General features: G+C 34.4%; 11 protein-coding genes. 1 reads left to right on the top strand and 10 read right to left on the bottom strand.

The window, feature by feature from the left end; genetic code table 11:
- Positions 1–59: 59 nt before the first annotated feature.
- The 7 genes from RM519_RS07475 to RM519_RS07445 all read right to left on the bottom strand — a co-directional run bounded on the left by RM519_RS07475 (position 60) and on the right by RM519_RS07445 (position 9,136).
- Positions 60–1,727 (bottom strand): amidohydrolase family protein, encoded by a 1,668-nt coding sequence (locus RM519_RS07475; RefSeq protein ID WP_311593064.1) that lies wholly within the window; start codon positions 1,725–1,727, stop codon positions 60–62.
- Positions 1,728–1,766: 39 nt separating this feature from the next.
- On the bottom strand, positions 1,767–2,600 hold the full coding sequence (locus tag RM519_RS07470) for a hypothetical protein (RefSeq protein WP_311593063.1): 834 nt from the start codon (positions 2,598–2,600) through the stop codon (positions 1,767–1,769).
- 89 nt (positions 2,601–2,689) lie between these two features.
- Complete coding sequence (locus RM519_RS07465; protein WP_311593062.1) at positions 2,690–4,675, bottom strand: protein-disulfide reductase DsbD family protein; 1,986 nt, start codon at positions 4,673–4,675, stop codon at positions 2,690–2,692.
- A 12-nt stretch (positions 4,676–4,687) separates the two neighbouring features.
- Positions 4,688–5,140, bottom strand: coding sequence for a protein-disulfide reductase DsbD domain-containing protein (locus RM519_RS07460; RefSeq protein WP_311593060.1), 453 nt, complete (start codon positions 5,138–5,140; stop codon positions 4,688–4,690).
- 129 nt (positions 5,141–5,269) lie between these two features.
- The gene (gene xylA, locus RM519_RS07455; protein ID WP_311593059.1) at positions 5,270–6,595 is read right to left on the bottom strand and encodes a xylose isomerase; all 1,326 of its coding nucleotides are present in this window, start codon (positions 6,593–6,595) and stop codon (positions 5,270–5,272) included.
- 1 nt (position 6,596) lies between these two features.
- Positions 6,597–8,081: a xylulokinase gene (locus tag RM519_RS07450; RefSeq protein ID WP_311593058.1), complete on the bottom strand. Its 1,485-nt coding sequence runs from the start codon at positions 8,079–8,081 to the stop codon at positions 6,597–6,599.
- 287 nt (positions 8,082–8,368) lie between these two features.
- On the bottom strand, positions 8,369–9,136 hold the full coding sequence (locus RM519_RS07445; protein WP_311593057.1) for a LuxR C-terminal-related transcriptional regulator: 768 nt from the start codon (positions 9,134–9,136) through the stop codon (positions 8,369–8,371).
- A 158-nt stretch (positions 9,137–9,294) separates the two neighbouring features.
- On the opposite strand from RM519_RS07445, the gene RM519_RS07440 reads away from it, so the two are divergent.
- Complete coding sequence (locus RM519_RS07440) at positions 9,295–9,666, top strand: hypothetical protein (RefSeq protein WP_311593055.1); 372 nt, start codon at positions 9,295–9,297, stop codon at positions 9,664–9,666.
- 88 nt (positions 9,667–9,754) lie between these two features.
- On the opposite strand, the gene RM519_RS07435 is transcribed toward RM519_RS07440, so the two are convergent.
- Genes RM519_RS07435 through RM519_RS07425 form a run of 3 tightly spaced genes read right to left on the bottom strand, consistent with a single transcriptional unit; the run spans position 9,755 to position 13,033 of the window.
- Entirely contained in the window at positions 9,755–10,987 is a 1,233-nt protein-coding gene (locus tag RM519_RS07435) for an alkaline phosphatase family protein (RefSeq protein ID WP_311593054.1), read from the bottom strand.
- Between the two features lie 5 nt (positions 10,988–10,992).
- Positions 10,993–11,913 (bottom strand): endonuclease/exonuclease/phosphatase family protein, encoded by a 921-nt coding sequence (locus RM519_RS07430; RefSeq protein ID WP_311593053.1) that lies wholly within the window; start codon positions 11,911–11,913, stop codon positions 10,993–10,995.
- Between the two features lies 1 nt (position 11,914).
- Complete coding sequence (locus RM519_RS07425; RefSeq protein WP_311593051.1) at positions 11,915–13,033, bottom strand: aldose epimerase family protein; 1,119 nt, start codon at positions 13,031–13,033, stop codon at positions 11,915–11,917.
- Positions 13,034–13,054: the final 21 nt, after the last annotated feature.

Below are 13,054 nucleotides of genomic sequence, written 5' to 3'. Positions count from 1 at the left end.
AAAATAAAAAACCTCCTGAAATTTCAGGAGGTTTTTTATTATTCGTTAAATCTGTGATTTTATTTAGAGTCAAGTGTTTCCTTTCTCAATGGTAAGGTTCTAATTAGATTTTGTCTTTTCCATGCATCTTCTGAAATTTTTTCATAGCGTCCGTTTTCTTCAACTGGAAAACGAATTGGTTGCCCAGGAAATACGTCTTTAAGAACCTTAGAATCTTTCACTATAATCGTTCCATTCACCAAAACATATGGAATTCCGGTAGTTGCCAATCCCTGACTACCCGATTTAAAGTTTGCATTTTCAGTTACATTTTCCGCGTCAAAAATTGTGATATCCGCTATCATTCCTTCCTGTATTCTTCCTCTTTCCTGCATCACTTTTAGCCCTGTATCTCCCATAAATTTTGCTGGCCAATAACTCAATTGAGATAAGGAATGCATTAACGGTACTTTTTGTTCTCTTGCAATTTTTAGAACTGCAGCATGGGTTCCTGCCACTCTTGGATGCCCTGCATATTTTGAAAAATCATCATCCCAAGACAAAAATTCTCCCTCACTGTTTAGACCTGGCATTCCGTCTCCTGCAACAATAAAACCTTCAACTTTTGTCCATTCTGGCAACCATTTTTTTCTAGGCGGTGAATAAGCAATAAGCGTTCTACCTGGTTCTTCTTTGGCAAATTTTAGAAACTCTTCTTTGGTTACGAATTTGTCTAACTGAGGATCGTAAATAGTCTCTTCATATTTATAACCCATTAGATCTTCCCAAATTGGTGGATTCACAATAGCAGCAGCATAATTCCCAGCACCTGCAATCCAAGGATAATAAGTTGCCCATACATTATATCCTTGCTTCCTAGCACTCGCAAGTAACTCTTGAGTTTCCCACCATCCAAAATCATTATCATGATGTATCTGTAAAGGAGCATTCAACGCCATTGCGTTGGCTATTAATTCTTTAGACCCAATTGGACCTTCAGTTGGAGGTGTTGCGCTTGGATGAAAACGATGATGTACAGACGTTACCCTTCCATATTGGCCTGCCAATTTCTGAGTTGTATACATTTCATAACTAACAATTGCTTTACCCGCATAACCGATGAGAGAACCTATACCTAGCGCGCCTTGTCTTAATTCTTCATCTAAAATTTCATGTACTTCGTTCATTTGAGCATAACTAGAAGTATCATTTGCCCATCCTTCATGACCATCTGCAGCAGACCCTGCTCGATGTACACTCAATGCATATGGCATAGATACATCTGGACCCGACAAATCTAATTCAGGATCATGGATTCTCATGCGTGCATATTCTTGCCCAGCAACTGTTCCAAAATTAGCTTGAGTTGTACCTGTTCGTTTCTCGTACCACTCTGGAATATTAAGAGCTCCTACTTCAAAATCCATTTGAGTTGTAACACCATCTCTTAAATTTACCTTTATACCCCAAGGATCTAGTCCGTGTTGTTCATAATCAATAAAACCTGGCCCCACTACCAGTCCAGTAGCATCAATAGTTTGACTTCCACTTATGTCACTCTCTGTAATGGCCACAATACGTCCATCTTTTATCCCTACATTTCTTACAGCATCAAAATTAGTTTCAGGATCCATGACTCTACCGTTTATAATGACCACATCATAGCCATCACTTGCAACGAAATCTTTTTTATTCTGACATGCGCTAAAAATTAGTACTAAGCCAAGCAGTGTAATAATTTTTTTCATTAGTTTTTCTTTAATTTATAAGTTATTTCAAAATTATAATTACCAAGGTCTTGTTAATCTTGGTGTAATATTGAATCTAAGTCCCCATTTAGGCCCAAAAGGATCTGGTTGTGATATGTAGTAATTGAATTGTACGCCTACCTTTACTGGAGTTTTCCCCATCATAATAGTTCTAAATGGACCTCCTCCAATAGGTAAAGTTAAACCTTCAGTTTTCCAGTTGTATGAAAACGGTGGTGAGGCTACAAACTGCCACCCATTGCCTAGGCCAACAAAAAACACATATTGACCACCCAATACATGGTGTTTATCTCCACTGCCCGATAATTGAAATGAATTGTTAATTATCAAAATACCTCCAGATTTTGCTCCTAATTTTCCAATTAATAAAGAAGGGCCTAAACGCCATTCGCCTCTTAAATCTTTACTGCTATTGGTTGGTATATTTGCTACGGCACCGTAACCAAACATAACCCCAGTTTCTGTATTTGTACCGGCATATAAAATATCAATCGGTATATCTCCAAAATGCAATCCTCCTGCCGATTCAAAACCATTAGATTTATAAACTGGCGCTGCAAAGTTGAACGTGAATAATGGTCGAATAATTAAATTCTTGCCATTCTTTAACGGAAAAGATAAAGGAGGCTGCACCCCTAATAAATTTATACTTTGATCACTAGCTCCCGGCAAGTCTCCTGTCATTTTCTGATAATCATAAAACATAGACAGGTTAAACATAGGTAATGTTGGATTTGACATTTCCTTTGCTATTTCATCCATAGACTTTTTTTCTTCAGAAGATTCTTCTTGTGCAAAAACAGTTAAAAAAGTGCAAAAAACGCATACTAAGGTTAGCAGAGAACTTTTCATATTCTTAAATTTTTAAGATAAATATACAAAAAAAAGCCGCTCTTAATTTCTATTAGAGCGACTTCTATATGTCAATACTTTATGTTTTATTACTTAAACTTAGACACTCCGTCTTTTAACCAAGCGAAGTATTCTTCTACATCAGGTGTATAAGCTACTGGTTCGTTTAATGATTTTTCATCATGCCCCATTAAAACATAATACGGCTGCGAATTGGTCTCGTATTTCAAGGCTTGTAATTCACTCCATTTCTGTCCAATGTATTTTAATTTCTTACCAGGACGCAATTTCGAATCTATTTCCATTCCTTCCGGCAATGGTCTTTTGTCATCTACATACAAAGAAATTAAAACGACGTCATTCTTTAGAATACTTAACACTTCTGGTTCTACCCAAACATTTTGTTCCATTTTTCTACAATTCACACAAGCGTGTCCAGTAAAATCTAACATAACAGGTTTTCCTATTTTTCTGGCATAAGCCAACCCTAAATCATAATCGTTAAAGGCTAAAATATCGTGTGGTGCCATTAGATGAGCCCCTTCCGGAATCTCACCAACATGACTACTTCCGCCTCCTGAGCCTAATTTTTCAAAGCCAACTCCGTATGGAGATTCACTATAATGTTGTGCTGGCGGAAATGCACTGATTAAATCTAACGGTGCTCCCCAAAGACCTGGTAACATATACAATGTAAATGATAAGGATACCAATCCTAAACTTAATCTACCAACAGAAATATGAGTTAAAGGACTATCGTGAGGCAACTTAATTTTACCAAATAAATACAATGTAAGTGTACCAAATATAGCAATCCAAATTGCTAAGAAAACTTCGCGTTCTAACCAATGTAATTGCAAGACCAAATCGGCATTTGATAAGAATTTAAATGCCAAGGCTAATTCTAAAAACCCTAATACAACTTTAACCGTATTCAACCATCCTCCTGACTTTGGTAATGAATTTAACCAACCTGGAAAAGCGGCAAAAAATGCAAAGGGTAACGCGATTGCCAATGAGAACCCTAACATCCCTACTATTGGGGCTGTACCACCTTTAGAAGCGGCTTCTACAAGCAAAGTCCCAACAATGGGCCCAGTGCACGAAAATGACACAATAGCCAGTGCTAAAGCCATAAAAAAGATACCAACCAAGCCACCTCTATCGGCTTGCTTATCAACTTTTGTTCCCCAAGAACTCGGTAAAACAATTTCGAATGCACCTAAAAAGGAAACCGCAAAAACAATTAATAAAACAAAGAAAATAAGATTAAACCAAACATTGGTAGACAGTGCATTTAGAGCATCTGCACCAAAAATTGCCGTAACTCCAGAACCTAAAGCAACATAAATGGCGATGATGGATAAACCATAAATTACCGCATTTCTAATTCCTGCTGCTTTCGATTTACTTTGCTTGGTAAAGAAACTTACCGTCATCGGAATCATTGGGAATACACATGGTGTTAGCAATGCTGCAAACCCTGATAAAAAGGCTATAAAAAAGATAGCCCAAAGTCCTTTTTTCTTTTTCTTTTTTGCATCTGAATCATTTACTTTTGACCCAATATCTGATGTTACATTAGATGTATTCTCTTCGCTATTAGCAGATGTCGTTGCAGGAACTGCAGTATCGAGATTAAATTCTAAATCTATTTCGGTTGGCGGTGAACATTGTTTGTCATCACAAGCCATAAACTCTACAAAACCAATGATTTTATTTACATCTTCAGAGATCTTTACTTTCTGAACAAACCTTGCTTGGTGTTCAAAATATTTGATCTCCATTTCAAAAACTGCATCTTGAACAGTAATACCTTTTTCTTCTAATGTGTTTCCTATGATTTTAATTTTCCCTCCTTCATCATCATAAATAAAAGATGTCGGAATTGGTCCATCATCAGGTACATCTTGAGAATATAAGTGCGAGCCCTCTTCAATGGTTGCAATTGAGATTAAATTATATTCCGTTTCTGAAATTTTCTCAACGCTTGTACTCCATTTTACAGGGTCGTAAATCTGAGCGTTTACAGTGGCACTTACCAACAATAAAAGTGCTATAATTAGTTTTTTCATTCTAAATTTTAGTTATGATTTTGGAATATCAAATGATAAATCCACTTCATTAGGCGGTAAACATTGTGTATCATTACAAACCATAAATTCTACCACACCATTTACAACAAATGCATCGGTTGTCTTCAATCGAATTCGTTGTTTAAATACAGCCTCGTCTTCAAAATACTTAATATCTAATTCAAAAACTTTATCGTACACTTCATGTCCTTTACCTTCTTTGGTATTTCCTTTTTTTAGAAAGTTAGTTGAACCTTCAAACACGAAAGTAGTTGGAATGGGACCATATTCTGGAACACTTTGAGAGTACACATGCCATCCTGCATCTATAGTAGCAGTTGCGATTAAATCAAATTCGTTCTCTGAAATTTTCTCAAAGCTTGTACTCCATTTTACTGGCTCTAATATCTGAGCTTGCGCAGCAACGCTCACAATTAAAATGAAACTGAGTAATAGTTTTTTCATGTTTAGTCAATTATAATCGCAAAAATCTAACAAACTATTAAATTTCTGCATTAACAAAATGTTAAAATAATTGAAAACAAATCTAGTAAACTCATTAGGAACTACTGCAATAATCCCTCCTAAATACGCTTAGATATACTGATTGATGATATTCTCAAACAATTCTTGCTTGCCACTTTTTAATGACAGCTCTCCATTGTCAACTGCTATTTTGTACAAATCATCCAATTTCAACTCTCCATTTTCAAAGGCTCTTCCATTGCCATTGTTAAACGAACTGTAGCGTTCTTCTCTCAATTTTTGATACGAGGAAGATTGAATTATTTTATCAGCGGTTAATAATGCTCTGGAAAAAGTATCGGCACCACCAATATGTGCATGAAACACATCTTCCAAATCGGTTGAATTACGCCTGATTTTAGCATCAAAATTAATTCCTCCACCTTGCAAACCTCCTGCTTTTAGAAATACGAGCATGGCTTCTGTTGTTTCTTGAATATTGTTTGGAAATTGATCTGTATCCCAACCATTCTGGTAGTCTCCTCTGTTGGCATCTAAACTTCCGAGCATCCCAGATTTTGCAGCAACCTCCATTTCATGCTGAAAAGTATGTTGTGCCAGTGTTGCATGGTTTACTTCTATGTTGATTTTAAAATCATTTTCTAATCCATATTCTTTTAAAAATCCAATCGCTGTTGCCGTATCAAAATCATATTGATGTTTCATTGGCTCCATCGGCTTAGGCTCAATAAAGAAATTTCCTTTAAATCCTTGCGATCTTGCATAGTCTCTTGCCAAGGTCAAAAACTGTCCCATATGATCTAGTTCACGACCCATATCAGTATTCAATAAAGACATATACCCTTCTCTACCTCCCCAAAAAACATAGTTTTCTCCATTCAAGGCAATGGTTGCGTCTAAGGCCATTTTTATTTGAGCGCCCGCTCTTGCCACAACATTAAATTCAGGGTTTGTTGCAGCACCGTTCATATAACGTGGATTGGAAAAACAATTTGCCGTTCCCCACAACAACTTTACTCCAGAGTCTTGTTGTTTGTTTTTAAGGTACTCCGTTATAAATTGAAGCCTTTGTTCCGATTCTGCTAATGTTGCTCCTTCATCTATTAAATCAAAGTCGTGAAAACAGAAATAATCGAATCCCATTTTGGTAACAAATTCAAATGCTGCGTCTGCCTTGTCTTTTGCTCTTTGCAAAACATCAGTAGAATTGTCCCACCCAAAATTTTGAGTTCCGGGACCAAAAGGATCGTCACCTTGTCCGCAGAATGTGTGCCAATATGCAATGGCAAACCTAAAATGATCCTTCATGGTCTTACCAGCAACCACCTGATCTGGATTGTAATATTTAAAGGCTAAGGGGTTGTCCGATTCCTTTCCTTCAAATTCAATTTTTCCAATTCCTTTATAGAATTCTTTATCTCCTATTGTTACCATTTTAATTATTTTTTATAATTGATACTAGTGATTTTTTCCATAATTGATATGCTTTTTCATATTCCGCTGCGTCAGCAATGGGTTTATATGTTTTAAGATAATCATTGCGCATAATTTGATTCCCGAAATTTTCAAAATCTCCATCTGTTAATCCTGCAGCTCTTGCAGCGCCAACAGCTCCTGTAGTGTCATAAATTTCAATTTCATGACCAATTAATGTCGCTACACTATTCGAGAATATTTCAGAACGAAATAGGTTGTCATTCCCTGCCCGAATTACTTTTATTTTAGCATTGTCATTTTTTAATATCTCCATGCCATACACAAAGGCAAAGGCAATGCCTTCAAGCGCTGCTCTAAATAAATGCCCTTGATGATGTTGGTTAAAATTTAAATTTAAAATATGATTTCCAACCACCTTATTTTCGAACATCCTCTCTGCCCCATTACCAAATGGAATAACTACAACTCCTCCAGATCCAACTGAAATTTCTGATGCTTTTACATTCATTTTTTCATACGATAAATCTCCGCAAATATTTTTTATCCAACGGTATTGAATTCCAGCACCATTAATATTTAGAAGTTTTCCAACCGTCTTATTATCAGTCGAATAATTGGCATGAGCAAAATTATTAATACGTACCGATTCATTTGAATTCAAATTTTTTGTAACGGCATAAAGCACTCCTGAAGTTCCTCCCGTAGCCGCAATTTCACCATTATTAAATACGTTTAAAGACAATGCATTATTTGGTTGATCTCCTGCCCTATAGTTAATCGGAATTCCAACCGGTAACCCTGTTAATCTAGAAGCCTTTTCCGACACAGTTCCTTGATTGGAAAAATTATCTACAACAGTTGGAACAAGTGATTCTTCTATTCCGTAATAATCTAACAACCAATCGGCAATTTTGTCATTTTTAAAATCCCATAATATCCCTTCGGAAAGTCCATTTTTGGTAGTTGTAAAATCACTTGTAAGTTTATGTGCAATAAAATCACCTGGTAACATAAACTTATGAATTTTGCTATAAATATCAGGCTCATGATCTTTAACCCATTTTAATTTAGACGCTGTAAAATTACCAGGAGAACTCAAAATATGAGCTTTACACTTCTCTTCACCTAAATCTAAAAACGCTTTATTTCCGATTTCTACCGCTCTACTATCACACCAAATAATTGCATTTCTGAGTGATTCACCTTTCTCATCTACCACAACCAAACCATGCATTTGATAGGCTATACCAATACCTAAAATTTCAGTTGGATTTATCCCTGATTCTTCAATAATTCTTTTGGTGCCTTTACAAATAAATTGCCACCATAAATCTGGATCTTGTTCTGCCCAATTTTTCATTGGAGCGCTAATCTCCATTTCTGACTGCGGTTCATTTAAAGTTAGACTGTTTTTGCCAGTACTAACGTTTACAAGTGCAAATTTAATAGAGGAACTCCCTAAATCGTAACCGATATAATACATGAATAAAGTTATAATCTTATGTCCTAAATTTAGGAATAAAAAGGGAATGAAAATATATTAAAATTGATAAAAATAATACTAGAAAATTGAGATTATCTCAACTCCTAAAAAATTAAAGCTCCAAATGCTTATGGGAACATTTGAAGCTTTCTCTTTTTCATAAACCTTACACATCTTAACTAAACCCAACAATTCTACTGATTTGTAGAAACGCTTAGAAGTATCTTTTAGATAGTGTAAAGTAACTACCAAATAAAATACCGCACAATACTCAATTTGAGTATTTTTTAGATAGAAAAGGTTTTGCTTTTGAAAATTCCAATCAATTCCCCTGTAGATGAAACATTCATTTTCTTTAGAATATTTCTTCTATGTGTATCAACCGTGTTTGGAGAAATACTAAGTTTAAGGGCTATTTCTTTACTTGTATTATCTAACACTAACAATCTAATAATGTCTCTTTCTCGATTTGAAATACCGTCAGTTAATAGTTTTTGAGAGAAGTTATTAAAATACATAGTTTCATACTCGTTTTGTTCGTTTAGCAAATTTGCCGAAGCGCAAACATCCATTTTTATTTGAGCATTTAACACCGTATAATGTGCCAATCCAATTATTGGTTTTCCTTCAGTATCGAACTCTAAAGGAGTTGTGTTTTGGACAACATTTACATAGGTGCCTTTATTATTCTTAACGCGATAATTCCAGGTATAACTCATTTTAGTCCGCGATTCTATGGAAATGGAATCAAGTGTATAAGTCATTAATTCATTTAAAGCCTTTAACCAAAGATCAATATCGTCTGGGTGAATTTTACTCCATAAATAACGCATGCCTTTTTCTTTAAACTCTTCGGGAGTATAGCCCAAGCATGCAAACATATTTTTACTTATATACTCAAATGATAAATTCTGTGTATTTGTAATGCAAAAAAAAGTGGAACTGTAAGGTAAAAACGTATCTAACTCAATAATTTTTCCAATGTGATTTTCTAACGAACCATGTCCATAGGAGTTAAATATTTTACTATAAATTTCTTTTACACGTTTGATCATAGCAGTAACTTAGAATTTGAGTTGGTCAAAATACTAAATGAATTGAAAGTTTTACATAAAAATCATCTGATTTTATGATGCATTCTTTGATAAACCAAACATTGCAGAAAAAATTAATATCTTGGACCATCTAAAACTATAAAATTTAATAATCAATTATGAAAAAAATCATGCAATCCACTGGGCTTTTAATCTGTATGTTCGTTTTGGCCAGTTTTACAATAACCAGCAATTCAAATGTTAAAAAAATATTAGGCACTTGGTCTTATGAAGTTCCTGATGCACCTTACGATTACCAGGAAGGCGATTTAATTTTTGAAAAGGCAGATGGAGAATTAAATGGTTATGCCAAAATTGGAGGATACAAAACCGAAGTAGACAATTTAGTGGTAGATGGAAAAAACGTTACTTTTTCGATGTATGTTGAAGACACTGAAGTAGAATTTGATTTGGAATTTGATAAAAAATCCTTCGAAGGAACTGTTTCTTATATAGAAGGAACACTGGATATTTCAGGATCTAAAAAATAATAAATCATTGAAGAACTCATAAAAAAGCAGCAATTAAAATCGCTGCTTTTTTGCTATTATTAGTTTTCTTAATCCAACTAATCAGTTATTATTTTACCCAATAGTTCACTGAGTTTTTAGACGATTTCAACACTACTTTATAGAATATAGATGTGTTGTTTTCTAATGAAATTATTGCAGACTCATCCATTGAATTTTTTTTCTTAACTTTCTTATACACATCTTCTATTCCTTCTTTAAAGTTGTTTGTTGTACATAATAAAATTTTTATTTTTTCGCTTTCTCCATGAGATTTCCAATTTAAATGTAACTCATCATCTTTTTTAATCACAGATAAATCACTAATTACTATATCATTTATAAACGATGTCCCATCTAATTCAAATGCCCTTTCTTCTGGAATATCAATATCTAAATGATTTAATACTGATGGCGCAATGCTTACAATACCAGGTTGATTTTTAAAGTGTTCATTAGTTTCTTTATTGGTTACAATCCAAGTTAAACGCTCACGCTCGCTTTGCCCTCCATGTCCAGTACCGTCTTTTTTATTTCTTCCATGATCTGTAGTGATAACTATCATCCAATCTTCATTGTATTTTTTCATTCTTTGCTTCAACGAATTCCAAACACGACCTACTTGTTTATCAGCTAGTTTTACAGCTTCATACATTTGAGGGCTGTCGCCAAATTTATGTCCTATATCATCGGTAAATTCTAAATACATCCAAGATACATCTGGCCCATTTTCTAGAACATAATCAGCCGCATGTGTAGAAACATGTTCATCAATATTAAAAATAAATTTTCGGTCTTCTGAATGCGGAAATTGAATCGTATCATGTTCAAAACCATCAAATGAATAATCGAATTTAAAACTGTTCGTAGTGCCCGTAGCTCCTTCTAACAATTTGGTTCTATTATCTAACCACGTAGAAAAAATTGCCGTTTTTAAATGCGGTTTAGACTCCTTTGCTTGTTTATAAATACTCCAATAATTGTAATTAGGATCGGTAATAGAATTCCCTTTTACGTTGTGTTTATGATACCAAGTACCTGTGAGTAAGCAATTGTATCCCGGCGCAGATATTGTTGGTGTTTGTGAATAGCCACCTTTTTCTCCGCCAACATGGGCTCTAGCATAGCCACCTTTGGCACTGATTTCGTCCAAATTTGGTGTTTCGACACTTTCAATAATATCGGCCGGAATTCCATCTAATAATATTAAAAATGCCTTTTTGTAATTGTCGTTTTTTTGTGAATAATTATTTAAAACTAGACATAGTAAAAGTGCCAGCAGACTCGATTTTAAATTACTCATAATAATTAGTCGTTTAGTTGAAAAGTGGTTACTACAATTCCATGGTCAGATGGATTTATAATTGTTTTGTTATTTATGGTTAAACGTTCATTAAAAAAAGATTTGTAGGTTGTCGATTCAATTGGAGTAATTGAAGGGCTTTTATAAAAAATATAATCTATACGATGCTCATCTACTTTCTCTGGCCAATCCCAAGTAATTCCAGGATGTGTAATTGGATTTGGATACATTTCCCTATAAGAATCTACCAAACCAATATCTTCGAGCACTTTTGTTCCATACCAAGGCACGACCAAACCATTGTGTTGTTCTTTTGTTTCTTCTCCCCAATCTAAATGCGAAGGTGTGTTCATATCTCCACCAAAAACCATCGGTATTGAGTCTGATTGTGCTGCATATTTTTTTATAACAGGTAGCATTTTATTAATCATTCTGTATTTAGCACCCGTTTGCTCCCATGCTAACAATTCATTTACTGATTTCTCTAGGTTCTCCGGTGCGTCACTCCAAGGCTCATAATGAAACCAATTAGAGAAAAAGTTCATTTTAGCTCCATGAACATAAATCTCTCTACCTCCTAAATAAAATGAGTTCTCCGTATCAATACGTTCCCCAAACGGAAACTTGGAATAGATTGATAAGTTAATTCGTTTATCATCTAATACGGTTCCTTCTTTAGCAATCAAATGAAAATTATACCCTAAAGATTCTGCAATTTTCTTCCCAGAACCATACGTTTCTACCATTAAAATAATGTCCGGGTTGATTTCTCTAATTATTTCAATCACATTTTCTTGACCATTTTCAATGTCGTTTCCTCCATGAAAAATATTCCATGCCATCACTTTAAAGGTTTTTGGAGGTTCCGGATTTACGAAACCGATAAACAAACTTGAAAAGAATATTAGAATAAAAATCTGCCTCATATTATGGTTGTGTTGAAAATTTATATATACAGATTGAAGTATAAATTTCTCCTGGATTCAAAATTGTTGAAGGAAAATTTGGTTGATTTGGACTGTTCGGAAAATGTTGAGTTTCTAAACAAAACGCACCTCTATATTCATACGTTTTACCATTTTTTCCTTTAGTACCACTTAAAAAATTTCCTCCATAAAATTGAATACCTGGCTCATCCGAAACCACCTCCATTACTCTACCAGATGTTGGTTCCACAACTTTTGCCACAGTTCTGACGCCTGCTCCATTAACCACAAAATTATGATCATAACCAGAACCAAATTCCAGTTGCTCATTCTGGTTGTATAAACCATTTGAAATTGACTTTAACCTTCTAAAATCGAAAGGAGTATTTTGCACTGAAATAATTTCACCTGTCGGAATTATCTCCTTATTTATTGGAGTAAAGTAATTAGCGTTTATTTGTAATAAATGATCATTAATAGTTCCCTTTCCTGCACCTTTTAAATTAAAAAAAGAGTGATGTGTTAAATTTATTGGTGTGGACTTATCAGTCGTAGCCCTGTATTTTATCGCTAGTGAATTATCATCTTTCAATTCATAAACTGTGGTAATCAAAACATTTCCAGGATACCCTTCTTCACCATCTTTAGACAAATAAGTCAATTCTAATTTTGATTCTGACTTTTGCTCAGCATCCCAAACCACAGCATTATAACCCTCTAATCCTCCATGCAAATGATTGACACCGTTATTAATTGTTATTGAATAAATACTATCATTTAATTTAAAGGTTCCATTTGCAATTCTGTTACCATACCTTCCTATTAATGCTCCAAAATATTTCTCTTTAGCCTCTATATATTTCTCCGCGGTATCAAACCCTAACACCACATCCTCATAATTTCCGTTGGCATCAACTACCCATAAGGAAACTACCTTACCTCCCAAATTTGTAATTTGAGAAATCATCCCGTTACTATTTCTCAATGTAAATAAATGTACTTTTTTATTCTGAATACCTTCATTAAAATTTGACGATTCAATTAATGACACTTGACTTTTATTAGAACAACTGTTAAGTATTAACAAAACATAAATCAACAAACCGAATTTATTTCTCATTCTTATAATTTAATTGATTCA

Origin of the sequence: Urechidicola vernalis, assembly GCF_031846385.1 — a bacterium.
GTDB classification, from domain to species: domain Bacteria; phylum Bacteroidota; class Bacteroidia; order Flavobacteriales; family Flavobacteriaceae; genus Urechidicola; species Urechidicola vernalis.
Note: the sequence above shows the minus strand (reverse complement) of the source record. Positions and strands in the feature narration are given on the sequence as shown.